At 66.8% G+C, this 23,886-nt stretch carries 24 protein-coding genes; 12 read left to right on the top strand and 12 right to left on the bottom strand.

Translation table 11 applies throughout. The features are described from left to right. Position 1 precedes the first annotated feature (1 nt). Positions 2 to 2,107 carry an ATP-dependent nuclease gene (locus tag JC881_RS12535; protein WP_198786032.1) on the bottom strand — a complete coding sequence of 702 codons (2,106 nt, stop codon included), beginning with the start codon at positions 2,105 to 2,107 and terminating at the stop codon, positions 2 to 4. 199 nt (positions 2,108 to 2,306) lie between these two features. Next, entirely contained in the window at positions 2,307 to 3,206 is a 900-nt protein-coding gene (locus JC881_RS12530; RefSeq protein WP_198786031.1) for a LysR family transcriptional regulator, read from the bottom strand. A 92-nt stretch (positions 3,207 to 3,298) separates the two neighbouring features. Between JC881_RS12530 and JC881_RS12525 the strand changes: the two genes are divergently transcribed. Beyond that, positions 3,299 to 4,087 carry an NAD(P)H-dependent oxidoreductase gene (locus JC881_RS12525; RefSeq protein ID WP_198786030.1) on the top strand — a complete coding sequence of 263 codons (789 nt, stop codon included), beginning with the start codon at positions 3,299 to 3,301 and terminating at the stop codon, positions 4,085 to 4,087. Here JC881_RS12525 and JC881_RS12520 read toward each other — a convergent pair whose 3' ends face one another. From JC881_RS12520 to JC881_RS12505, 4 genes are all read right to left on the bottom strand, one after another. Beyond that, positions 4,088 to 6,184: an alpha/beta hydrolase domain-containing protein gene (locus tag JC881_RS12520; RefSeq protein WP_198786029.1), complete on the bottom strand. Its 2,097-nt coding sequence runs from the start codon at positions 6,182 to 6,184 to the stop codon at positions 4,088 to 4,090. A gap of 159 nt (positions 6,185 to 6,343) precedes the next feature. Then, positions 6,344 to 7,318 carry a Bug family tripartite tricarboxylate transporter substrate binding protein gene (locus tag JC881_RS12515; protein WP_198786028.1) on the bottom strand — a complete coding sequence of 325 codons (975 nt, stop codon included), beginning with the start codon at positions 7,316 to 7,318 and terminating at the stop codon, positions 6,344 to 6,346. 46 nt (positions 7,319 to 7,364) lie between these two features. After that, positions 7,365 to 7,730, bottom strand: a complete 366-nt coding sequence (locus tag JC881_RS12510) for an AtuA-related protein (RefSeq protein ID WP_198786027.1) — start codon at positions 7,728 to 7,730, stop codon at positions 7,365 to 7,367. After that, complete coding sequence (locus JC881_RS12505; RefSeq protein WP_198786026.1) at positions 7,727 to 9,118, bottom strand: acyclic terpene utilization AtuA family protein; 1,392 nt, start codon at positions 9,116 to 9,118, stop codon at positions 7,727 to 7,729. Before JC881_RS12505 ends, JC881_RS12510 begins: the two co-directional genes overlap by 4 nt. A gap of 96 nt (positions 9,119 to 9,214) precedes the next feature. Between JC881_RS12505 and JC881_RS12500 the strand changes: the two genes are divergently transcribed. From JC881_RS12500 to JC881_RS12485, 4 genes are all read left to right on the top strand, one after another. After that, positions 9,215 to 10,126 (top strand): LysR family transcriptional regulator, encoded by a 912-nt coding sequence (locus tag JC881_RS12500; RefSeq protein ID WP_198786025.1) that lies wholly within the window; start codon positions 9,215 to 9,217, stop codon positions 10,124 to 10,126. 145 nt (positions 10,127 to 10,271) lie between these two features. Further along, complete coding sequence (locus JC881_RS12495; RefSeq protein ID WP_198786024.1) at positions 10,272 to 11,246, top strand: tripartite tricarboxylate transporter substrate binding protein; 975 nt, start codon at positions 10,272 to 10,274, stop codon at positions 11,244 to 11,246. A gap of 8 nt (positions 11,247 to 11,254) precedes the next feature. Continuing rightward, on the top strand, positions 11,255 to 12,130 hold the full coding sequence (locus tag JC881_RS12490; RefSeq protein WP_198786023.1) for an amidohydrolase family protein: 876 nt from the start codon (positions 11,255 to 11,257) through the stop codon (positions 12,128 to 12,130). 131 nt (positions 12,131 to 12,261) lie between these two features. Beyond that, positions 12,262 to 13,284: a porin gene (locus tag JC881_RS12485; RefSeq protein WP_198786022.1), complete on the top strand. Its 1,023-nt coding sequence runs from the start codon at positions 12,262 to 12,264 to the stop codon at positions 13,282 to 13,284. Here JC881_RS12485 and JC881_RS12480 read toward each other — a convergent pair. After that, positions 13,272 to 14,198 carry a LysR substrate-binding domain-containing protein gene (locus JC881_RS12480; RefSeq protein ID WP_198786021.1) on the bottom strand — a complete coding sequence of 309 codons (927 nt, stop codon included), beginning with the start codon at positions 14,196 to 14,198 and terminating at the stop codon, positions 13,272 to 13,274. The two genes, JC881_RS12485 and JC881_RS12480, sit on opposite strands and share 13 nt — an antisense overlap. A 144-nt stretch (positions 14,199 to 14,342) precedes the next feature. Between JC881_RS12480 and JC881_RS12475 the strand changes: the two genes are divergently transcribed. After that, positions 14,343 to 15,488 (top strand): aromatic ring-hydroxylating oxygenase subunit alpha, encoded by a 1,146-nt coding sequence (locus JC881_RS12475; RefSeq protein ID WP_198786020.1) that lies wholly within the window; start codon positions 14,343 to 14,345, stop codon positions 15,486 to 15,488. On the opposite strand, the gene JC881_RS12470 is transcribed toward JC881_RS12475, so the two are convergent. Continuing rightward, on the bottom strand, positions 15,458 to 16,123 hold the full coding sequence (locus tag JC881_RS12470) for an FABP family protein (RefSeq protein ID WP_198786019.1): 666 nt from the start codon (positions 16,121 to 16,123) through the stop codon (positions 15,458 to 15,460). The genes JC881_RS12475 and JC881_RS12470 overlap by 31 nt on opposite strands. A 253-nt stretch (positions 16,124 to 16,376) precedes the next feature. On the opposite strand from JC881_RS12470, the gene JC881_RS12465 reads away from it, so the two are divergent. The 4 genes from JC881_RS12465 to JC881_RS12450 all read left to right on the top strand — a co-directional run bounded on the left by JC881_RS12465 (position 16,377) and on the right by JC881_RS12450 (position 20,509). Then, positions 16,377 to 17,447 (top strand): LacI family DNA-binding transcriptional regulator, encoded by a 1,071-nt coding sequence (locus JC881_RS12465; RefSeq protein ID WP_198786018.1) that lies wholly within the window; start codon positions 16,377 to 16,379, stop codon positions 17,445 to 17,447. 64 nt (positions 17,448 to 17,511) lie between these two features. Beyond that, a complete protein-coding gene (locus JC881_RS12460; protein ID WP_198786017.1) occupies positions 17,512 to 18,591 on the top strand; it encodes a sugar phosphate isomerase/epimerase family protein in 1,080 nt (359 codons plus the stop codon). Positions 18,592 to 18,641: 50 nt separating this feature from the next. Continuing rightward, entirely contained in the window at positions 18,642 to 19,601 is a 960-nt protein-coding gene (locus tag JC881_RS12455) for an ABC transporter substrate-binding protein (protein WP_198786016.1), read from the top strand. Between the two features lie 191 nt (positions 19,602 to 19,792). After that, entirely contained in the window at positions 19,793 to 20,509 is a 717-nt protein-coding gene (locus tag JC881_RS12450) for an HD domain-containing protein (RefSeq protein ID WP_198786015.1), read from the top strand. On the opposite strand, the gene JC881_RS12445 is transcribed toward JC881_RS12450, so the two are convergent. Next, positions 20,506 to 20,919: a winged helix-turn-helix transcriptional regulator gene (locus JC881_RS12445; RefSeq protein WP_198786014.1), complete on the bottom strand. Its 414-nt coding sequence runs from the start codon at positions 20,917 to 20,919 to the stop codon at positions 20,506 to 20,508. The two genes, JC881_RS12450 and JC881_RS12445, sit on opposite strands and share 4 nt — an antisense overlap. Positions 20,920 to 20,949: 30 nt before the next feature. Between JC881_RS12445 and JC881_RS12440 the strand changes: the two genes are divergently transcribed. Next, positions 20,950 to 21,324 (top strand): DMT family transporter, encoded by a 375-nt coding sequence (locus JC881_RS12440; RefSeq protein WP_443083344.1) that lies wholly within the window; start codon positions 20,950 to 20,952, stop codon positions 21,322 to 21,324. A gap of 245 nt (positions 21,325 to 21,569) precedes the next feature. Then, a complete protein-coding gene (locus JC881_RS12435) occupies positions 21,570 to 21,959 on the top strand; it encodes a DUF427 domain-containing protein (protein ID WP_198786012.1) in 390 nt (129 codons plus the stop codon). 103 nt (positions 21,960 to 22,062) lie between these two features. Here the strand turns inward: JC881_RS12435 and JC881_RS12430 are convergent, their stop codons facing one another. The 3 genes from JC881_RS12430 to JC881_RS12420 all read right to left on the bottom strand — a co-directional run bounded on the left by JC881_RS12430 (position 22,063) and on the right by JC881_RS12420 (position 23,823). After that, positions 22,063 to 22,443: a hypothetical protein gene (locus JC881_RS12430; protein WP_042579341.1), complete on the bottom strand. Its 381-nt coding sequence runs from the start codon at positions 22,441 to 22,443 to the stop codon at positions 22,063 to 22,065. Positions 22,444 to 22,680: 237 nt separating this feature from the next. Continuing rightward, positions 22,681 to 23,487, bottom strand: a complete 807-nt coding sequence (locus JC881_RS12425) for an APH(3'') family aminoglycoside O-phosphotransferase (protein WP_198786011.1) — start codon at positions 23,485 to 23,487, stop codon at positions 22,681 to 22,683. After that, complete coding sequence (locus tag JC881_RS12420) at positions 23,488 to 23,823, bottom strand: SMR family transporter (RefSeq protein WP_042579342.1); 336 nt, start codon at positions 23,821 to 23,823, stop codon at positions 23,488 to 23,490. Positions 23,824 to 23,886 lie beyond the last annotated feature (63 nt).

Raw genomic sequence — 23,886 nt, 5'->3', positions numbered from 1 at the left:
GCTATGCCACCGTTGCAACTGGGATTGCTGTCGCCGTTGATGAGGCGAGAGGTGGGCACAAACGCGCCTCAAGCCAACGCAACCCCTCGGCGATATAGCCAGGGACAGCCCACTCCTCAGCGCAGGCCAAGATGTCCATGGCGAAGTCCGTCTTTTTAAAACCGTCTGACCGAATTCGGTCGTAGACCTCTTGATAGACCTCATCGAGAAGTGCGGGAATAGGGATGCCAATCGATAGAGTTCCGGACCGGAGCAGTCCAAAATTATCGTAAACAATCGCCTCCTCTAGGGTACGAGGGCGGAGCGTCGCTTGGGCGGTTCCGTCGGTCACCAAGATATCCGTTTGGAACGCGATGCAGCGGTCCTTCGCGGCATGCTGTTTGTCCACCGGAGCCAGCGCGATCAGATCGGCGACAGTGGTCTTCCCACTCAGTTTCTTGAGAGACGCATTGGATGTTCGCGCACCAACAACATCCGCGCGACAAGCAGTCGGATAGCCAGTGGGCACCACGGAGTCGAGATCCGTGATGACGAGATAGGGAATGTGGAGGAAGCCGAGCAAACCCTCAAAACGATGCGCGTAGGCGCCGCCCACCTCCAAGATCGTGAGGTATGTAGTCCGTAGACGCTTTGCGGCGCTCTCGATCATTGCCGGCATAAGAAGCTTTTCGACCGCGCCTTCAACCAGAATGGCCGCATCGGCAAAGAACAAGTCGCAGTGCGTCAGGCGTAGATAGCGTTTGAGGAAGGCCAGCGATTCCGACGGCGATACAAGCTTGCCGTCGATCGTCTCCGCTTCCGGCTGAAAGGCTCGAAGACTGCGGACCGCGGATGCGTTCCGAATACCAGAAGCGGCCGTCTCGCCCTCGGTATAGCATCGTTGAAAGTAACGAACCTTCTCGAAATTTACGGCCTCCATGATGTGGGAGGAATGGGTAGTGATAACGAGTTGCGGTACAAGATCAGGTTCGCCGGCTGCTTCGGCGGACTGGTTGATCACCTCCCAGATGTTCGAAATGAACGTTTGCTGCACTTGGGCGTGAAGATGGACCTCGGGCTCCTCGATAAAGATCATCAAGCACAGCGGCCTGTTCTCGGCGGTCATCACCCACTGAGAATGAAAATGCCTGGCCTGGATGGCCATGTAGATGAGATTCTTGAAGCCAAGACCGTTGTAGAGTTCAGGCAGTTCGTGCTTCCGACTGGGATCAACGTAGAGCAACTCAGTGCTCCCGCGCAGCGCGGTTTCGGGACTGAGCGAAGAGATGATGCGCAGTTCTCTATCGTTGATCGACGGGACGCCAAGATGCTTGATGAGCTTGATCAGCGGGTCAAACTGCTTGGCGTAATGGTCGGTTAGCTGTCTGTTGTTTTCATCGATCACGCTGTGCGCATCGGCGGCGTGGCCTACCTGCTCAAGATTCTTCCGGTAGAACGCGGCGAAGGCCGATGAGAGCCGGTTGCTGCGGCTGCTATCGTCATCGTTGATGTTTCGCTGCGCGTCGACGAACTCGACTCGTACGAGATGCTTCAGGAGCCGTTTGCCTTCGTCAGGGTCGAGTTTGCTCGTCACGATCTCGGACGGAGCACCGTTCTGTGATTTCTCGTCGAGGGAGAAATAGCAAACCGCACAATGGCGTCCAAGATTCCCGTCTAGGGCCAAGTATTGCGATAGCGCCTTGGCACGCGTCCCATCCTCCCGCGCGGGATAAGCGGCGTCATAGTCTTCACGGAGCTTCTTTGCGTCGTCGATCTCATAGGACAGTCGGATACCGACGCGCGTGAAATCCGAAAGCTTGGGCAGCAAAGTAAACACCCTGCCGAATGCGATGCTTTCGGGATCGATGGTGAACCACAGATCAAGATTGATTTTGGGGAGGCGTTCCGCATCCCCGGTGGCGACAAACGCGTCGAAATCAGCCATTCGAGCGACCGAGAAGTCGTGAATTTTGAAATCGCGTCCCCCGAGAAAGCAGCGGAAAATTGCGGTGGCTGATGTCTTGCCACTGTTATTGGGTCCAACAAAGATTGACTCGCGTTCTTCGATGTCGATCTGAACATTTTCCAGCCGCCGGAAATTTCGAATGGCGACACCGCTGACCCTCATAGATTACTTGCTCCGCGTTGTTAGGGAGAGCAGTCAATCTTGCCGCTCGCCGTTTAGAAAACCTGAATCACCAATTTTCTGACTTCTGTATATGTATACGACTTGAGCGAAGACGTGATGAACTTGCGAATAGCACAAACCCTAATCGGCGTTGCAAGAGTGGCTGCAGTGAGCCCTGCCTCATCAAATCGCAATCACCTCAAGCCCTCACTCCGCCCGCAATCCACTCCCTAACCCACCGATGCCCCGCATCCCGATGCCGCCTCTCATGCCACAGCATCGCCATCTCATACCCCGGCACCTCCAGCGGCGCCTCCACCACCCTTAGCCCCGCCGCACCGCGCGCCAACCGCTCGGGCAGCATCGCCACCATGTCGGTCTCCACCAGCACCGACATCATGAAAAGAAAGTGCGGCACCGACAGCGCCACGCGACGCGTCAAGCCCCTCTGCGCCAGCGCATCGTCCGTCGGCCCGGCGAACCCGCCGCCGGCCAGCGACACCACCACATGCTCCAGCGCGCAGAACTGCGCGAGCGTCGGGCGGCGCTTCAGGCGCGGATGCCCCGCCCTCCCCGCCAGCACATAGCGCTCGTTGAACAGCACCCGCCGGTGCAGCCCCTGCGGCGCGCCCACGCTGGTGTGAAAGAACAGGTCGATCTCCCCGTGCTCCAGCTGCCGCGCCATGCGCGAGGGCACCGCCTCCACCACGGCCAGCCGCGTGTTCGGCGCGGCCTTGCGCAGGCCCGCGAGCGCGGGCAGCAGGATGGCCGACTCCGCATAGTCGGCCGCGGCCACGCGCCAGGTGGTGGTCGCCTCGGCGGAGTCGAAGGGCTTGGTGGGCGCCACTGCGCGGCCCAATGATTCCAGCGCTTCGCGCAGGGGCCCGCGCAATTCGTCGGCGCGCGCCGTGGGCCGCATGCCGCGCTGCGCGGGCACCAGCAGCGGGTCGGCGAAGGCCTCGCGCAGCTTGGCCAGTTGCACGCTCACCGAGGGCTGCGAGAGGTTCAGGCGCTCGGCGGCGCGGGTGACGTTGCGCTCGGCGAGGAGCACGTCGAGCGTCAAGAGCAGGTTGAGGTCGAGGCGGCTGAAATTGTTCATGGCAATGGCTGGAATTCGATCTATTCATTTCCAATATATCGCCACCGCTCCTAACCTGCGTGCATGTTCTTCATTCCACAGGCAGTTTCATCGTGAAAGTCCTCCTCGTTCATGCCCACCCCGAAGCCCGTTCGCTCAACGGCTCGCTGAAAAACTTCATGGTCGATCGCCTCTCGCAAGCCGGGCACGAGGTGCGCGTGTCCGATCTCTACGCGATGCAATGGAAGGCGCCGCTCGATGCGGCGGACTTCGCGCACCTGGCGCCCGGGGCGCACTTCGATCCGGTGCTCGATTCGCAGCGCGCGTTCGAGGGCGGCACGCAGCCCGGTGACATCGCCGGCGAGCAGGCCAGGCTGCTGTGGGCCGATGCGGTGATCTTCCAGTTTCCGCTCTGGTGGTACTCGATGCCCGCGATCCTCAAGGGCTGGGTCGAGCGGGTGTATGCCTATGGCTTTGCCTACGGCGTGGGCGAGCACTCCGACACGCACTGGGGCGACCGCTTCGGCCAAGGCGTGATGGCGGGCAAGCGCGCGATGCTGGTGGTCACCACCGGCGGCTGGGCGCCGCACTACGGCCCGCGGGGCATCAACGGGCCGATGGACGAGCTGCTGTTTCCCATCCACCACGGCATCCTCTACTACCCGGGCTTCGAGGTGCTGCCGCCCTTCGTGGTGCACCGCACGGGCAAGGTCGACGGCACGGCTTATGCGCGGATCACCGAAGCGCTCGGTGACCGGCTCGATGCGCTGTGGACGACGGCGCCCATCGCGTTCCGCCCGCAGAACGCGGGCGACTACGAGATCCCCGCCCTCACCCTGCGGCCCGACATTGCGCCGGGCCGCACGGGGTTCGCGGCGCATGTTGCGGACGCGGCGGATTGACTAGGGCAGCACGGGATTGGCGGTTGCGTTCGCAATCGCCGCGTCGGCGTCCACGCGCAGCATGAAGCGCCTGGCCACGAGGTCGTTGGCGGCGCTCGTGATTGCCGCGACGTAGCCGGCCTGGTCCGTGTAGCGCTCTTGCAGCGAGAGCCGCGCGTCGGTCGTGCCCGCGCGCTGCGCGGCCGTCTTCACGAATGGAAAGTACGCGCCGAAGAGCCCCGCCTGGTCGATGGTGCCGGGCTTGTTGGTGTAGTTCCAGCCGGTGTTGGTGCCCACGGGCACGGCCACGTCGAGGCTGCGGATGCCGGCGATGTCGTTGCCGTCCGCATCCACCTGCGGCACGAGGATCGCGTAGTCGCGGCCCAGGTACGCGGGCGGCACCTGGGTGGCGATGCCGGTCTCGTCCTGCGGGCGGTAGGTGGGGCCCCAGTCGAGCAGCGAGAAGGTGTTGACCAGGCCCGTGTAGTTCGCGCCCGGAATGGCCGGGAACTTGACCTGCGCGGGGCGCACGAGCGTGGCGTCGGCGAGCTTGGGCACCTGGCTGTCGGGCGGCGTGGTGCCGCTCACGACCCATTCCTCGAGGTTCTGGTACAGGGCGCGCACGACGGGGATGACGGCCGCGTTCGCGTTGGTCGCATAGAGCGCGCCGGCGCTCGCGCCGGGCAGCGACGCAAGGCCCAGCAGGTGGTGCGTGCTCGCGTAGTAGTACACGCGCGCATTGGCCGGCTGCACGAGGTCGGTGGTGCCCCACGCGTCGGTCAGCAGCGGCGAGCCCTGCAGCACGTAGAACTCGGTGCCGCTGAAGCCGATGAAGAGCTTGGGGCAGGTGCCGCTCGCCTCGCAGCGCGAGAGGATGCCGCCGCGGCGCTGGGCCACGTCGTCCACGTAGTCCTTCGAGAGGCCGCGCGTGCCGGCCTGGCCGAAGGCCGTGTGGTCGCTGCGCACGCCGCCGCCGCCACCGGGGATGGAGAAGCGCATGTTGATGTTGGTCTGCCGCGCCGCAATCTGCGCGAACACGCCGTCGAACACCTTCTGGCCCGCGCGGTCCTCGTTGAAGCCCAGGTGCACGAAGGTCTTCATGAAGTTGCCGCACTGCGAGACGCCGGAAGCGATGGTGTTCTTGATGGCTGCGGCCACGGGGTTGGCCGTGCCTGCCGCATCGCTCGCGTCGCGATGAAAGAACGTGATCATGTCGCGCAGCGCCGCGAGGCCCAGGCCCATCACCTTCGGGTCCTTCGCGATGTAGACCAGCTCGTACATGTAGGCCGGGTCCCATTTGTCCTTCAGGCACACGTTCGTCTCATCGGGCGTGCCGGGGAACGGTGCGCCCGCGCCGCACTTGGCGAACTTCCATTCGCTCGCGGGAATGAGCTGGCGCGCGTCGCCCTCGTTGATTCGGCGGGTGAGCACGTAGCCGGGCTTCGTGTTGTCCAGGCTCGCGGTCGCGTAGGCCTGCATCGCGGCGTTGAAGGGGCCACCGGGGAGCGGCAGCGAATCGTTCGTCGCCACCGTGGGCAGCAGCTCGGCGCGGTAGGTGCCGGTGATGGTGCTGCCATCGGCGTTCTTCGCCACCGGCACGTTGAGCGTGAGCTTGCCGGCGGCCGCGGGCACGTCGCCCTGCCACGCGGCCGTGAGGAACACGTAGCCGCGCGCGGCGAAGTACGGATCCAGGTTCACGATGTTGCCGCGGTTGGGCGCGTCGTAGCGCAGCACGCCGCTGGCCTTGCTCATGTCCTTGGGCTTGAAGAGCACGAAGTCCGACGCGTACTCGACCTTGCCGTTGGCGTTGAGCGGCGCGAGCTGCAGGTCTTGAATGATGGCGTTGCGCGCGTCCTTCGGGTCGACCTCGCCGGTGAAGGTGCCGCTGATCTTCTCGTAGGCGCCCACCGCGCCGAAGGTGCCGGGCACGTCTTCGGTCTTGCTGATGGCGAGCTTGAATTTCGGCGCGGTGGCGGCCGGGGGTTGCGTGACCGGTGGCGGTGCGCCGGCGCTCGGCGGCAGCACGAAGCCCCCGCCTCCGCCGCCGCTTCCGCCGCAGGCACTCAGAAAAAGGGCGGCCGAAGCCACCGTGGCAGCCGCAAGGCTCCAGCGTTTCATGGTTTGTCTCCTGTGTTTTTAGGGGGATCGATCGATCAGCAACCGTTCGGGCTGAGCTTGTCGAAGCCTTGCGCGGCGCTTCGACAGGCTCAGCGTGAACGGGTGTGCTTTTTCAAAAGCAGTTCTCCGTCATGGGACGGGCCGGGCAGGCCGCGCGGGTCACTCGGCTTCGATGCCGGCGGCCTTCACGATGCGGCCCCACTTCTGCGATTCGCCGGCCTGGAACTTGGCCAGTTCCTCGGGCGAGGTGGTGAACACCTCGGTGCCGGTCGGCTCGTAGAACGCGGACTTCGCCGACTCGCTCTTCGCAGCCTTCACGAGCAGTTCGTTCAGGCGCTTGACGACGGCAGGCGGCGTCTTCGCGGGCGCGTAGGCGGCGAACCAGTAGCCCATCTCGTAGCCTTTCACGCCGGCCTCGGAAATGGTGGGCACATCGGGCGCGAGCGGCGAGCGGCTCGCGCTCGACATGCCCAGCGCGCGCAGCTTGCCGCCCTTGACTTGGGGAAGGCCCGTGGCGGTGTCGGTGATCATCATGTGGATCTGCCCGCCCAGCAGATCGGTCACGGCCAGCGTGTTGCTCTTGTAGGGCACGTGCAGCAGCTTGATGTCGGCCATCTGCTGCAGCAGCTCGCCCGCCATGCGGCTGGAAGAACTGCCGCTGCCGAAGCTGTACTTGCCCGGCTCCTTCTTCGCGAGCGCGACGAACTCGGCCACGGTCTTGGCGGGGAACGAGGGGTTCACCACCATGATCTGCCCGCCCTTGCCGAGCGCGGCGACGGGGGCGAAGTCTTTCACCGGGTCGTAAGGGAGCTTCTTGAACAGGTGCTCGTTGGCCGCGTGCGTGGTGTTGGTGGTGATGAGCACCGTGTAGCCATCGGCGGGCGCCTTGGCCACGTTCTGCGAGGCGATGAAGCCGCTCGCGCCGGCCTTGTTGTCGATGATGACGGGCTGCTTGGTCTCGGCGGTGATGGCGTTGCCCAGCGCGCGCGCGATCTGGTCGGTGGCGGTGCCGGCCGCGAAGGGCACGACGAAGGTGATGGACTTCTCGGGGAAGGCCTGCGCGTGGCCGAGCAGCGGGGCCAGCGCGAATGCCGCGGTTATCGCGGTTACAGCGGCAAAGGGAAATCGTTTCATTGTTTTGTCTCCGGATGGATGGGTAAGGAAAAGGGGAACGCCGCCGCTAGGGCCCTGCGAGCAGCGGCTCGAATGCACGTGGAATCCGAATCGGCATGTCGAGCAGCAGGAACGAGAGCGCCTTGCCATGCGCATCGAGGTTCAGCGCATCGTTCACGCCGCCGTCGAGCACCGCATCGAGCACGAAGTTCATCGCGTGCAGCTTCGGCAGCTCGAAGCGCTGCACCTGCGAGGGCGCGCGATGGCGGAACTGCGCGGCCACGCGCTCGGGCGTGAGCTGTTCGAGCAGCAGCGGATAGAACTCGGCGCGCCACGCGATCACGCTGATGTTGGAGCGGTCGCCCTTGTCGCCGGTGCGGCCGTGCGCGGCGCGGTAGAGCGGCACTTCGATCATGTCGTCTGTCGTGTTCATGCCAGCGCCTTCGCATCGAGCAGTTCGAATCGCACCGGCACCGATTCGCGCGGCAGCAGGCACGAGAGCGTGTTCAGCCGCGGCGTGAGCGCGGTGCGCACGCCGCCGCCGCCCGCGGGGCCGCAGGTGTAGAGCGCCATCACCTCGCGCGCCAGGCGCTCGGCCTGTGCGCGGTCGGCGTGCGTGGCGGCGACGCGCAGGCGCACGTCGCGCAGGCCCGTGTCGGGCGTGTCGGCGAGCGCGCGGCCGGCGTCGTCGCCGAGGATGCTGAGCGCGCCGATGAGGTCCACGCGCAGCGCGAGGCCGTCGAGCCGCTTGCGCAGCACATCCGCCGCGAGCCGGGCGCGGGCCTCGGCGCGCGGGCCGGCATAGGAGATTTCTCCCTCGGCCAACCATCCGCCTTCGTGGCAGACGTTGACCTTGTAGTGGCTCGGCCGCGCATGGCCGCGCACGCCGGAGAGTTCGACCCGGTCCTTGCCGGGCAGCGCGCGCACTTCGGCTTCGGCGATGTCGGCGACCACGTCGGGCGTGAGGTACGCGCTCGGGTCGTGCACTTCGTAGAGCAGTTGCTCCTTCACCGTGGCTTCGCTCACGAGGCCGCCGGTGTGGTCGGCCTTGCCGATGGTGCAGTGGCCGTCGGCGTGGATCTCGGCGATCGGAAAGCCCACGGCTTCGAGCCCCGGCACGTCCTTGTAGCCGGGGTCGGCGAAGTAGCCGCCGCAGACCTGCGCGCCGCATTCGAGCAGGTGGCCCGCCATGGTCGCGCGGCCGAGGCGGTGCCAGTCGTCGGCGCGCCAGCCGAAGTGCGAGAGGGCCGGGCCGACGGTGAGCGAGGGGTCTGCGACGCGGCCGCACACGACGATCTGCGCGCCCGCATCGAGCGCGGCGGCGATGGGCTCGGCGCCGATGTATGCGTTGGCGCTCACGACGCGCAAGCCTTCGACCTGCGCGCCGAGTGCGTCTTTCAGGAGCGCGCGGTGTGCTTCGCCCGAGAGGTCATCGCCCTCCACCACCGCGATGCGCGGCGCCTCGGCACTGAGCTCGCGCGCCATGCGGGCGATGTGCCGCGCCGCGGCACGCGGATGGGCCGCGCCGAAGTTGCTCACGATGCGGATGCCGTGCGCAAGGCAACGCGCGAGCACCGGCCGCAGCATTGCATCGAGCAGCGGCTCGTAGCCGGCCTCGGGGTTGTCGCGGCGGCGCAGTTGCGCGAGCGCCAGCGTGCGTTCGGCCAGCGTCTCGAAGATCAGGAAGGCGCGCTGCCCGGCGGGTCCGCTGGCGAGCCGCGCGATCAGCGTTTCGACCACCGGCCCGGCCGCGTCGGTGCGGTCGCCGGAGAAACCAGCCGCGCAGCCGATCAGCAAAGGGGGCAGTGATTGGGCATTCATCGAGGTGCAATGTAGGCAAATGGATGTGATCCGTAAAATCGGAAATTCGGATCGATTGATCTGCATTTCAAATAACCGGCACAGCGAAGGCTCAGCATGCGAAAGACGCCCGACCTCTCCACGCGGCAGCTGCGCGCCTTTCTCGCGCTGGCCGAGCACCGCAACTTCACGCGCGCGGCGCAGACCAGCCACCTGTCGCAGCCCGCGTTCAGCGCGTTGATCCGCACGCTCGAAGATGCCGTGGGCACGCGCCTCTTCGACCGCGACACGCGCAGCGTGCAGCTCACGCCCGAGGGCCTGCTCTTCGAGGGCGCGGCGCGGCGCCTGCTCGACGACATGGGCAGCGCCATGGGCGACCTGGCCGACCATGTGGAACGCCGCAAGGGGCGCGTGCGCATCGCGGCGCTGCCCTCGCTCGCGGCGGGCTGGCTGCCCACGGTGTTCGCGGAGTTCATGCAGGCCTGGCCCGGCATCCGCATCGACCTGGACGATGCGCTGTCCGACGCCTGCGTGGCGCTGGTGCGCAGCGGCCAGGCCGACTTCGCGCTCGCGGCCTCGGGCGCGGCAGCCGACAGCGACCTGCGCGCGCGCAAGCTCTGCACCGACCGCTTTCACCTGGTGTGCCGCGCCGATCATCCGCTCGCGCACGAGGCGCGCCTCACGGTCAAGAAGATCGCGCCGTGGCCCTTCATCCAGATGGCGCGCAACAGCAGCGTGCGGCAGGCGCTCGATGCGGCGCTGCATCCGCTGCGGCTGAACGCGGTGTTCGAGGTGGAGCACCTGGCCACCGTCATGGGCCTCGTGGAAGCCGGGCTCGGCATCAGCGTGGTGCCTGCGCTCACGCTCTTTCACTTCCGGCGCGAGACGCTGGTGACGCGGCCGCTGCCGCTGCCCGCGCTCACGCGCACGCTGTACCTGGTGCAGCGGCGCGAGGGCAGCCTGTCGGTGGCGGCGCAGACGCTGCATGACCTTGTGGTTGCGCGGCTCGGGTCGTTGCGGCTGGACTGAGCTCGAAGCAGCGAACCGGTGCCATGCCGGATCGCTATATCTCCCAGTGCGCACACGGTATTGCCCCATGGCGGGCCTGCGGGAATAGTTCGGCATCGCGGCGCAAGACCGCACGGACTGCCTTACCTACTTTCCCAGGAGACCCATGAGACATTCCCGCCGCAGCTTCGTCAGCCTGATGCTGACCCTGGCTGCCAGCCCCGCCGCCTTCGCGGCGCCCCGGCCGCTTTCCTCCCGCCCCATCCGCCTCGTGGTGCCCTTCGGCGCGGGCGGCGTGGCCGACCTGGTCGCGCGCAGCGTCGCGCAGAAGATGTCCGAATCGATGGGCCAGAGCATCGTCGTGGACAACAAGCCCGGCGCCGGCGGCGTGGTGGCATCGGACACCGTGGCCAAGGCGCCTGCCGATGGCCACACGCTGCTCTTGATGTCCAACGCCAACGCGGTGAGCGTAGGCCTCTTCAAGACGCTGCCCTACGACACGGTGAAGGACTTCGCGCCGATCTCCATGCTCGGCTACTTCGACATGGCGATCCTCGCGCCGGGCAACGGCAAGTTCAAGACGCTGGCCGAGCTGGTGTCCTACGCCAAGGCGAACCCCGGCAAGCTCAACATCGGCACCATCAACGTCGGGAGCACCCAGCACCTGGCGGGCGAATTGCTCAAGACGTCGCTCGGCATCGACGCGCAGGTGGTGCCCTTCAACGGCACGCCGGCGGTGGTGACCGCGCTGCGCGGCAACCAGGTCGATGTGGCGGTGGAGATTCTTCCGCCCGTGCTCTCGCAGATCGAAGGCAAGGCGCTGCGCGCGCTGGCCGTGATGGGCGAGAAGCGCGCGAGCGGCCTGCCCGATGTGCCGACCGTCGCGGAAAGCGGCACGCCCGGTTTCCAGGTCGCCTCGTGGAACGCGCTGGCCGCGCCCGCCGGCACGCCGCCCGAGGTGATCGCGCGGCTGAACCAGGAAGCGCTCGCCGCACTCGCTTCACCCGAAGTGAAGAAGCGCCTGCAGAACCTGGGCGTGGAGCCGCGCGGCAGCACGCCGCAGGAACAGGCGCGGCTGCTGGAGAGCGAAATCAAGCGCTGGTCGGGCGTGATCCAGCGCGCCGGCATTCCCAGGCAATGAGCCCCGCCATGAAGACCATCGCCCCACCCCACCCCCACCCGAGCGCGCCCGCGCTCCGCCTGCCCGCGGGCGCCTGCGACGCGCATTGCCACGTGTTCGGTCCTGGCGACGTGTTTCCGTATTCGGAGAACCGCCGCTACACGCCGCCCGATGCGCCCGCCGCCAAGCTGCGCGCGCTGCACGCACTGCTGGGCATCGAGCGCGTCGTGCTTGTGCAGGCCAGCGTGCACGGCCACGACAACCGCGCGATGCTCGATGCCATCGCGCAATCGCCCGACAGCTACCGCGGCGTCGCGATGGTGGGCGCGGGCGTGAGCGATGCCGAGCTCGGCGCGCTGCACAAGGCCGGCGTGCGCTCGGTGCGCTTCAACTTCGTGCAGCACCTGGGCGGCGCGCCCGACCTGCCGACCGTGCTGCGCATGGCCGAGCGCATCGAGCCACTGGGCTGGCACCTGGTGCTGCACCTGGATGCGGAAGACCTGGTCACCTACCGCGCGTTTCTGGACACGCTGCCCGTGCCCTTCGTGATCGACCACATGGGCCGCACGATGGTCGAGCACGGCCTCGGGCAGCAGGCCTGCGCGATGATGCTGGACTTGATGCGCGACGAGCGCGCGTGGGTCAAGGTGAGCGGTGCGGAGCGCATTTCGCAAACGCTCTCCACGCAAGGCCAGCCGTATGCGGATGCCGTGCCGTTCGCGCGGCAACTGATCGCCGCCGCGCCCGACCGTGTGCTCTGGGGCACCGACTGGCCGCACCCCAACGTGCGCGAGATGCCCGACGACGGCAAGCTGGTGGACCTGCTGCCCCTCTTCTGCGACGACGCGGCGCAGTTGCACAAGCTCCTGGTCGACAACCCGACGCGCCTCTACTGGTACGACTGAGCGCCCCGCACCGCGGCGCGCGCTCCCACTGACACAACCCTCACGCCGTGGCGCAGCCATGGCGTGCGGAGCGGTGCGCGCCTTTGGCCTTTGGCCTTTGCTTTTCAAAAAAACCAACGAGGAGACAAACCATGAAACGACTGCTACCCACCCTTGCGCTGTGCAGCGCGGCCCACGCCGCATGGGCGCAGGCCGATGCGCCCGCGGCCAGCGCGCAGATCTACGGGCTGCTCGACGCCTTCGCCGGCTCGATGCGGCGCAGCGACGAGCCCGGCCGCACCAAGGTGCTCAACAGCGGTGGCATGACCACATCGTTCTGGGGCATCCGCGGCGCCGAGAGCCTGGGTGACGGGCTGCAGGCGCAGTTCGCGCTGGAGAGCTTCTTCCAGGCCGACAGCGGCACCATGGGGCGCAACGCCACCGATCCGTACTTCTCGCGCAATGCGTGGGTGGGTCTCGCGGGTGGCTTCGGCCAGGTGGCGCTGGGCCGGCAGACCAACCCGATGTTCGTGGCGAGCGGCGCGTTCAACCCGTTCGGCACGTCGCTGCAGTTCTCGCCCGTCATGCTGCACACCTGGCAGCCAACCTACAACCGCGCGGTGCTCGGCGACAGCGTGTGGAGCAACGCGCTGCAGTACACATCGCCCACCATCGCCGGGCTGCGCGCGAGCGTGCTCTATAGCCTCGGCGAAGTGACGAACCGCAGCGGCGTGCACAACCTGAACCTCACGCTCAACTACGCGGCCGGGCCCTTCGCCGCCGTGGTGTCGGCGCAGCAGGCGCAGGTGGGGCCGGGCTTCACCACGGCGATCCTGCGGCAGGACGCGGCGCTCGTCGGCGCCTCCTACGATTTCAGGGCGGTGCAGCTCTACGGCCAGTACCAGCGCACGCGCACGCCCGACATCCGCACCACGGCCACGACCGCGCAGTTAGGTGCCGCAGTTCCAGTGGGCGCGGGCCGCTTCCTGGCATCGGTCGCGCGCACGCAGCGCAAGGTGGAGCCAGCCACCGAAACGCATCGCACGACATGGGCCGTGGGCTACGACCATTTCCTGTCGAAGCGCACCGACGTCTACGCCGTCTTCATGCGCGACCGGCTCACCGGCTTCGACGGCCAGAGCAGCTTCGGCGTCGGCATGCGTCACCGCTTCTGAACTTCGGCGCGCGCGCCCAGGTGCTGCTGCACGAGCTCGCGCAGCAGCTCGCCCATGGCGCGCTGCGTGCGCGTGACCGGCCGCTGCGAACTCGCAGCCAGCGCGAGCCGCGTGCGCAGGATCGGCTCGACGATGGGCCGGATGGCATAGCGCTGCGGCCGCCCCGCGTTGGCGACCGCGTTGCGCGAGAGCACTGCATGCCCCGCGCCATCGGCCACGAGCGCGAGGATGGCGGGCACGCCGTCGACCTCCAGCGCGATCTGCGGGCGCAATCCGATGGCGGCCAGCTCGGCCTCCACGCGCATGCGGATCGCGTTGGGCCGGGTGGGAATCACCAGCGGCTGGCCCGCCAGCTGGCGCAATGGCAGCGGGGTGCCGCGCCGCATCGGACCGGTGCCCTTGGTGGCGCTGACCAGGAACAGGTCTTCCTCCAGCACCGTTTCGCTGTCCACGTCGGTCGAAGGCTGCGGGTTGTAGAGGAGCGCCACATCGAGCCGGCCGGTGACCAGCGATTCCTGCATCGCCGTGGAGAGGTTCTCGGTGATCGAGAGCGCCGCCTCGGGCAGGCGCTCGCGCGCGGCACGCACCAGCGGCACCGTGAGCACGCCGGCCACGCTGGGTGGCAGGCCCACGGCGACGCGGCCGGCCAGCGCCTCGCGCGAGCGGCTCATGTCTTCGCGCGCCCGCTCCACCTGGTGCAGGATGCCGCGGCCGTGCTCCAGCAGCCGCTTGCCCGCGTCGGTGACCACCACGCCGCGGCCGTTGCGCACCAGCAGGTTCTGCCTCAGCTCGACCTCCAGGTTGCGCACTTGGCGGCTCAAGGCGGGTTGCGCGATGTCGATCGCGATCGACGCGCGGGTGAAGCTGCCGAGCTCGGCCACGCGTATGAAGTACTCCAGTTGCTTCAAATCCATGGCTGGAGGTTATCGGCATAGGGGCTTCGCAGGTATGCGTGTTTGTTCTATCCGGCGATGGCAAACACGACCAGTTGATGCAAGCGGGCGAACGGTCCGTTCGACACAATGGGCGCAGCACACCCTGCACGGAGACAAAACCACATGCAGCAAGAAGAACAGATCGCGTTGATCCGCCGCGCGCTCGCGCTGATCGAAACCGGCGGCAGCGAGCGCGGCGAACCGGCCGTGAGCCCGGTGTCGCGCTACCTCGATCCGGCACGCCATGAACGCGAGGTGGAGCGCATCTTCCGCCGCTACCCGTTGGCGCTCTGCCCTTCGGCTTCGCTCGCCAACGCGGGCGATTCGTTCGCCATCGACGTGGCGGGCCTGCCGCTCTTGCTCGTGCGCGCGCCAGACGGACAGCTCAATGGATTCATCAACGCCTGCCGGCACCGCGGCGCACGGCTCAAGCCGGCGGGCGTCTCAAATCAGCGCGCGCTCGTGTGCCCGTACCACAGCTGGACCTACGGGCTCGACGGGGCATTGCGCGGCCGCCCTTCGGGCGAAGACTTTCCGCATGCGCCCGCTTCGGACTGCAGCCTCGCGCGTGTGCCGGTGGCGGAGGCACTTGGTTTCGTGTGGGTCATCCCTCGCGCATTGGCCGAAGGCGAAAGCGCCGCGCTCGACATCGATGCGTGGCTCGGCCGCTTCGGCACCGACCTGCGCTCATGGGGCTACGACCGCTGGGTGCCGTTTCACCAGCACGCCTTCGACAACGCGGCCAACTGGAAGATTCCGTTCGAGGGGAACCTGGAGACCTATCACTTCCAGTACGCGCACCGCAACAGCATCGCGGCGCTGTTCTACGACAACCTGCTGATGGCCGACCACGACCGGCAGCACCAGCGCCTGTTCCTGCCCAAGCGCAGCATCGAAGGGCTGCGCGAAGTGCCGGCGAGCGAATGGCGGGTGGGGCCGCACTCGAACATCATCTATTTCTTCTTTCCGGCCACCTTCATCCTGCACGAGGGCGACCACGCCAACGCCTTCACCGTGCTGCCCGAGGCTCCCGGCCGCTCGCGCGTGATCGCGAGCACGCTGATTCCCGAGCTGCCCAAGACGGAGAAATCAGAGAACTACTGGCGCAAGAACGTCGCGTCGTTCTGGGGCGCGCTCGACGAGGACTTCGCGCTCGGCGTGTCGGCGCAGTCGACGCTTGCGAGCGGCGCGCAGTCATCGCTCTACTTCGGCGCCACCGAGTGGTGCTCGGCGAAGTTTCACGCGGACGTGGAGGCGGCGACCAACTGAGCCAGCGCGGCGCGCGCGGTCGGGTTGGGCGTGGGCTCGCCGATCTTGTGCAGCGTGTTGCGGTCGGTGTGGCGAAAGGGCTCGGGCTTGCCGAGCACATCGAGCAGCGTGACCTGCTCGTACGACCAGCTGGCGTTGTCGTGGATGGTGATGGCGACGTCGTAGCGCAGCGTCTTGAACGCATGCTCCAGGAACGGGTTCGAGAGGATGCCGTTGGTCGCCGCGCCGCGCACGGCTTCCAGCTTGAACGATTTCGCATCGGGCGCCGCATGGCCCATGGCCATGACGGCCTGCCCGCGCGGGATCGTCAGCGTCTGGATCACCGTGCCGGTGGCGGCCTCCCAGAGCCAGTAGCCGACCTGGTCGTGAAAGCTCTCCACCTCGTTGGGCTTGACGATGCGCACGTGGTAGCGCAGGCCATAGAAGATCTGCGGCCCGTTGGTCTGCGCGTCGATGGGCTGGAACTCGGCGTGTTCGATGTAGGCCTCGGCTTCGGGGCCGTCTTCCTTCGGTGCCACGTCGTGGCCCGTGGCGCTGGTCCAGATGCCGGCCAGGCCCGTGAGCGGGCCGAGGTTGGAGAGCGTGTGCGGGTCGGGTTCGGGTTCTGTGTAGATGTCGCGGGGGTAGTCGGCCATGGTGGGTCCTGATATCTGGGTGTGACGGGCGGAAGTATCGCCAATAGCCGGCACCGACCGCCGCCTGATTTTCTTGCTCCCTCCCCCTCTGGGGGAGGATTGGGGTGGGGGCGCGCGGCGTACCCATCGGGCGCTCTGCCTGCCCCCATCCCAGCCTTCCCCCAAAGGGGGAAGGGGCAAGACGTCCTCCCCTCGAATCCCTCCCGGGTTTCCCCGCACATCAAAATGAGGTACGCACCTCAGAATCCGCCCCATGCCCTCCAGCACCCAGCGACTTCCCCTGCAAACCGGCCGCGCCACGCTCAGCGACGTGGCGCGCGAAGCCGACGTGAGCCTGGCCACCGTGGACCGGGTGCTCAACAAGCGCACCGGCGTGCACGCGCGCTCGATCGCGCAGGTGCATCAGGCCGTCGAGCGGCTGAACTACCGGCCCGACCCGGCGGCCGCCCGCCTCGCACGGCCGCATCCGCACCGGGTGAGCTTTGTGCTGCCCTCGGGCAACAACACCTTCATCGAGATGCTGCGCGAGCAGATCGCGGGCAGCAGCGGCTGGATGGAAGACCACCGCGTGAGCGCGCAGACGCACCATGTCGATGTCTTCGAGCCTCAGCGCCTGGCGCGCCGCATCCTCGCGCTGCGGGGCCACTGCGACACGGCCGTGGTGATGGCGCTGGACCATCCGCTGGTGCAGTCAGCCATCGACAAGCTGGCCAGCCATGGCGTTGGCGTGATCACGCTGGTGTCGGACGTGCCGAAGTCGCAGCGCCAGCACTTCGTGGGCATCGACAACGTGGCGGCCGGCCGCACCGCGGGCACGCTGGTGGGCCGCTTCTCGGGCGGCCTCAGGGGCGACGTCAAGGGCGATGTCGGCGTGATTGTGGGCAGCCTCTCGCTGCGCGACCATGCCGAGCGCAGCCTGGGCTTCAGCCAGGTCATGGCGGCGGAGTACCCGGGCCTGCGCGTGCTGCCGCCGATCGAGGGCAAGGACGACCCGAAGCTTGCGCGCCAACTCAGCGCGCGCCTTTTGACCGCGCACCCGAAGCTGGTGGCGCTCTACAGCGTGGGCGCGGGCAACCCGGGCATCTCGGCCACGCTCAAGGCGAGCGGGCGCGCGGGAAAGATCGTCTTCGTCGGCCACGAGCTCACGCCGGCCGCGCGCGCCGATCTGCTCGACGGCACGATGGCCGCGGTCATCAACCAGGACGCGGGGCACGAGATCCGATCGGCCCTGCGGCTGGCCATCGCGCGCCTCACGCGCGAGCCGGTGCATGCGGACCAGGAGCGCATCCGCATCGACATCTACCTGAAGGACAACCTGCCGTGAACGCGGCGGCGCTGCCCTCCCCCCACTGAACCACTGAAACAACCTTTAGCAGGAGCGTCGACACATGGCCACCAACATCAAGGGCCCGGGCATCTACCTCGCGCAGTTCGCCAGCGACAGCGCGCCGTTCGACTCATGGGCGTCGATCACGCGCTGGGCCGGCGGGCTCGGCTTCAAGGGCGTGCAGATTCCCTCGTGGGACGCGCGCATCTTCGACCTGAAGAAGGCCGCGGAATCGAAGACCTACTGCGACGAAGTGGCTGGCGTGGCACGCGAGAACGGCGTGGAGATCACCGAGCTGGGCACGCACCTGCAGGGCCAGCTCGTGGCGGTGCACCCGGCGTACGACGAAGCCTTCGACGGCTTCGCGCCCGAGGCCTACCGACGCAACCCGGTGGCGCGGCAGGCGTGGGCGGTGGAGCAGATGCTGTTCGCCGCGAAGGCCTCGCGCAACCTGGGCTTGAAGAGCACCGTGAGCTTTCCGGGGGCGCTCGCGTGGCCGTATCTCTATCCGTGGCCGCCGCGTCCCGCGGGATTGATCGAGGCCGCGTTCGACGAGCTCGCCAAGCGCTGGCATCCGATCTTCGATGCGTTTGAAGACGCCGACTGCAACGTCTGCTTCGAGCTGCATCCGGGCGAGGACCTCTTCGATGGCGTGACCTTCGAGATGCTCCTGGAGCGCGTGAAGAACCACTCGCGCTGCTGCATCAACTACGACCCCTCGCACTTCCTGCTGCAGCAACTGGACTACCTGGAGTTCATCGACATCTACCACTCGCGCATCAAGGCGCTGCACATCAAGGATGCGGAGTTCCGCCCCACGGGCCGCCAGGGCGTGTACTCGGGCTTCCAGCCGTGGGTGAACCGCGCGGGGCGCTTCCGGTCGCTCGGTGACGGGCAGATCGACTTCGGCGCCATCTTCTCCAAGATGGCGCAATACAACTACGACAGCTGGGCCGTGCTGGAGTGGGAGTGTTGCCTCAAGCACCCCGAGGACGGCGCGGCCGAGGGCGCGGAGTTCATCCGCCGCCACATCATCCGCACGACCGAGAAAGCCTTCGACGATTTCGCGGGCGCCCAGACCGATACCCAGCAGCTTCGCCGGATGCTGGGCCTGGAGACGACGACAACGGCGAAGAAGTAGTCAGCAACCCAACGAGCTAGCTTTCTCAACAACGAAGGAGACAAGAGACCATGACGAACAGAAGAATTTTTTCGGGCATCGCACTGGCCGTGTGCGCGCTGGCGAGCATGCCCGCGCTGGCCCAGAACAAGGCCACGGTGATGGGCGTCTCGGTGCCCGCCGCCACGCACGGCTGGACCGGCGGCGTCGTGTACTGGGCCAACCGCACCAAGGCCGAACTGGAAAAGCAATACCCCGGCATGAAGGTCTTCGTGAAGACCGCCGGCTCGGCCACCGAGCAGGCCAACCAGGTGCAGGACCTGCAGACGGTCAACAAGATCGACACGCTCGTCATCCTGCCCTTCGAGTCGGCGCCGCTCACCAAGCCGGTGGCGCAGGTCAAGAGCAAGGGCGTGTTCGTGACGGTGGTAGACCGCGGCCTGACGGACCCGAACGCGCAAAGCGCCTACGTGGCCGGCGACAACCCGGGCTTCGGCAAGGTGGCGGGCGAGTACATGGCCAAGACCATGGGCGGCAAGGGCAACGTGGTGATCCTGCGCGGCATTCCGACGGTGATCGACAACCAGCGCGTGGACGCCTTCAACGAAGTGATGAAGGCCAACCCCGGCATCAAGGTGCTCGATGCCAAGCACGGCAACTGGAACCGCGACGACGCGTTCAAGGTCATGCAGGACTACCTCACGCGCTTCAAGCAGATCGATGCGGTGTGGGCCTCGGACGACGACATGGCCGTGGGCGTGCAGAAGGCCATCGAGCAGGCCAAGCGCGACGACGTGAAGCTGGTGGTGGGCGGCGCCGGCGCCAAGGGCTACATCAAGAAGGTGATGGACGGCGACAAGATCGTCTCGGCCGACGTGACCTACGCGCCGAGCATGATCGCCGACGCGATGAACCTCACCGCGAAGGCGCGCGTGGAAGGCGGCGCGATGCCCGCGACGACGATCATTCCGTCGGTGCTGGTGACCAAGGAAAACGCGGCGAAGTACTACTTTCCCGATTCGCCGTTCTGAACGGTGCGCGCTCCTGAGCGCGCCGGGTGTGCGGACACACCCGGTGCGCCGGGGCAAGCGCGAACCACCGCAGGTCGAGGCCCACGGCGCGTGGCCGGTTGAACGGCCTGCATTGTGGAGTTGCAGAGACATCCATTCCATTCGGATCGACCTTCGCCCATGATCGTGTGCAAGCAACCCAAAGGTTCACGATGCACACCGACATATCAGGCATACGCATTCCCGACAGCAAGCTCGCGCGCGAGATGACGCAGTTCATTCGCGACACCGAGAGCGACCTGCTCTTTCATCACTCGTCGCGCGTCTATTGCTGGGGCGTCTTGACGGGGCAGCGCAGCGGCCTGAAGTTCGATACCGAGCTGCTGTACGCGGCCTGCATGTTCCACGACATCGGCCTCACCCCGCGCTACGAAGCAAGCCAGCTTCGCTTCGAGGTGGATGGCGCGAACGCCGCGCGAGATTTCCTGCGGGGGCACGGCATCGGCGAGCACGACATCGAGACGGTGTGGAACGCCGTCGCGCTCCACACGACGCCCGGCATCCCTCAGTTCATGCGCGCGGAAATTGCGCTGGTGCAGGCGGGCGCAGGCATGGACGTGGCGGGCCGCGGCTACCACCAGTTCACCGACGCGCAGCGCGAAGCCGTCGTCGCCGCCTTTCCCCGCGAAGCGGACTTTGCGCATGGAATCATCGATGCTTTCCACCAAGGCATGAAGCACCGGCCCGACACCACCTTCGGGACCTTCAACGACGACGTGCTCGCATTCAAGGACCCGGGCTTCGAGCGCATCGACATGTGCACCATCATCCTGGCCTCGCAATGGAATCACCGGGCCGGCTGCGCTCACCATGCGCATTCCGCGCCCGCTGTGCCTGACACGGGCACGGACCCGGACCACACCGCCTAGAGCCGGGCGCGCGCCTCTTGCTGCGCCCTGTCGATCGCCGCGTGGTTCGACTCGGCCCAGCGGTCCACGGCCAGCAGCGTCTTGCTCAGCGACAGGCCGAGCGCGCTGAGCCGGTACGCCACGTGTGGCGGCACCGTCCGGTGGTCGTCGCGCAGCACGAGGCCGTTGCGCTCCAGTTCGCGCAGCGTTTGCGTGAGCATCTTCTGCGAGATGCCGCCGACCTGGCGCAGCAGCTCGTTGTTGCGCCGCGGCTCGCCGCGCAGCAGCGGGATGAGCAGCAGCGCCCATTTGTTCGCGATGAGTTCGAGCACACGGCGCGAAGGGCAGCTCGCGTTCCACACATCGGCCGCAGCGTTGGCTTCGTGTGCCACAGGCTCGGGCGTTTTCAATGACGACTTTTCAATTCCCATGGTTACCAGAAGGTGCGTACTTGTCGATGGATGGGCTCGCGGGAAGTATCGGGTCGCGCCCTTTCCGCAAGCAACAAGGAGTCTTTCATGGGTTGGTTTTTTCTGTTGGCCGCGGGCCTTGTCGAGATCGCGATGGCCGCATCGCTCAAGCAGTCGGAAGACTGGACGCGGCTCGTGCCCTCAGTGCTCGGTGTGCTGACGGCGCTCGTCAGCATCTTCCTTCTCGCCAAGGCGCTGCGCTACCTGCCGCTCGGTGCGGCCTATGCGATCTGGACCGGCATCGGCTCGGTCGGCGTGGTGCTGATGGGCGTGCTGTGGTTCGGCGAGGCGCTCTCGGCGGTGCGGCTGGGTTGCATCGTGCTGGTCGTCGCCGGCTCGGTCGGGCTGCGGCTCACCGAAGCGTGATGCGCGCGAGCGCACTGCGTTGAATGCGGCTGCGGCACTGCAGATATGTAGCGACATGTTCCGATATGGAACCTAGGTATTCGTTATGACGATGTTTTTCAAAGCGTTCGCCGCTCTTTAACCATTCTGCAAATGGGCCGATTCACGGGGGGCTTCAAACCGTCATGACATCGGCGCAAGATGCGCATCCGCCGATTTCTTGCCGTCACACCGACCTGAACCGATCCGCCCGAAGGAGCCTGCTCATGTTCGCCACCGCAGAACGCACCATCAAGATCCCCGGCCCCGACCATGCCATCACCATCGGGCGCAATCCGCACCGCGTGGTGGTGTCGGTCGATGGTTGCGTCGTCGCCGACACGCGCGATGCGCTCACGCTGCGCGAGTCGCACTTCGGCACGGTGCACTACATCCCGCGCAAGGACGTGAAGATGTCGCTGCTGGAGCGCACGCAGCACGCCACCTACTGCCCCTACAAGGGCGAGGCCAGCTACTACAGCATTCCCGCGGGCGGCGAGCGCTCGGTGAATGCGGTGTGGACCTACGAGGCGCCTTACGACTCGGTCTCGCAGATCAAGGACCACGTGGCCTTCTATCCGGACCGCGTGGGGCCGATCGAAGAGCGCATCGTCTAGCCTCGCCTCGCAAGTCGACACAAAAAAAAAGCCGGGCCCCGCTTTCGCAGGGCCCGGCTTTTGTACGTCTTGCCTCGCCGTTGAAGGCGAGGTGTGCTGTCGATTACAGCGGCAGTGCGTCGCCGCGGGCGGCAGCGCGGGCTGCGGCACGCACCGTGGCGCGGTCCACACCGCTGGCCAGCACCGGGGCGACACGCGAGGTGGCGCCTTCGGCATACGGGTTTTCGCTGCGTGCGGCAACGGCGGCTTCGGCACGGACGGCAGAGCGGCTGGTCGAGGAAACGAACACTTGCGCAGGGCCTGCATTGGCGCCGGTGGCGTACGGGTTGGCGGTGCGTGCGGCAACCACGGCTTGGCCGGCGACATCGGCGCGGCTCACGGTGGAGTTCACTTGCTGCACGCCTTCGTAGGTTTCAGCGTGAGCAGCACCGGCAACGGCCATCAGGGCAACAGCGACGGCGGAGAGGATCTTCGAGGCGGTCATTTGGATTTCCTTCAGCTCAGTTCAAGTTCTTGCTTGGTTGATTACGAACCGGTCTTGGGTGGGTCACCGTCCCTCCGGGGGCGGCCACCTCGCTCGGGGCCCTGTTCACTCGGATCAGTTGAGTGCTGGTCCGTGAGATGAATTGTGCGCCGCCATCTAAGTAAAAACCCTCATCGAAAGGAACCGCGGTGTTCACCGATGGGAAACAATCGTGGCCTCAACCACCGCCACCGCCGCTCAACCCCAAGTCAGCGGGTCCAGACGCAGATAGAAGGCGAGGCGCTCGTCATCGGGGTCGGCGATGCCGTGGACCTCGAAGAGCGACTGGCGCGCAGCGAGCGGTTGCGCGGCGTCGGTCCAGCTCTCGCGCGCATTGGCGAGCAGCAGCGAAAAGTCGACGTACCGGTCCGCCGTTCCGAGCCGCCCCACATCGATGAGGCCGGTGCAGCGCAGCGTTTCGGGGTCGACCATGAAGTTCGGCAGGCACGCATCGCCGTGGCAGACGACGCGCTCGCGCGCCTCCTGCGCCAGCCGTTGCGGCAGTTCCGCACACACGCGATCGAGCAACACCGACGGTGCAATGCCTCGCTGGTCGGGGTCGAGGAAATCCGGGTTCACCGCATTGCGTGCGACGACATCGGCGGCGCGATCGAACATCGCCGAGAGGCTGCGCGGGAACGGGCAATCGCTCACCGGAATCGCATGCAGCGCCCTTACCCGCTCGGCGATGGTTGGCCATGCCTCGAGCAGCTGGACCGCCGTGAGATCACTGGCCGGCACGCCCGCTACGGCGCGCGTCACAAGGCATGCGCCATCGCTCGACGCATGCCAGTCCAGCACGGCCGCGGACCCGATGCCGAACGGCGCGAGCCACTCGGTGCGAAGGCGCTCTTCATCGAGTTGCACGGCGCCCTCGCCGAGCGAAACCTTCGCGAACGCGGCGCCATCGCTGCGGCGGTACACGGCATCTCCGGACTCGCCTTCGTCGGCGCGAATCCAGGTCTTTCCGGGCGGGAGTGCGGGCAGCAGATTCGCGGCGTCCATTCAGTGCCCCACCGATTTCGAAAACACATTGACCACCACGACGCCCGCGATGATCAGCCCGAGCCCGGCGATCGCCGGCCCGTCCAGCGACTGCCCGAACCACAGCCAGCTCACCACCGAGATGAGCACGATGCCCACCCCCGACCAGATCGCATACGCGATGCCCGTGGGCAGCACCCGCAGCGCGAGCGAGAGAAAGTAGAACGACACCGCATAGCCCACCACCGTGGCCACGCTGGGCCACAACCGGGTGAAGCTGTCGGAGGCCTTGAGGAAGCTGGTCGCAAGCACTTCGACAACGATCGCGACCGCGAGATAGACGTAGGTAAGAGCCATCGAAGGACTCTAAACGCCCCGCCTCCAACTCAGCGCAGAAACCCCAGCACCGCCTGCATGAAC

Origin of the sequence: Variovorax sp. IB41 (genome assembly GCF_016405905.1) — a bacterium.
GTDB lineage: Bacteria > Pseudomonadota > Gammaproteobacteria > Burkholderiales > Burkholderiaceae_C > Variovorax.
This window is presented reverse-complemented; position numbering and strand designations above follow the sequence as displayed.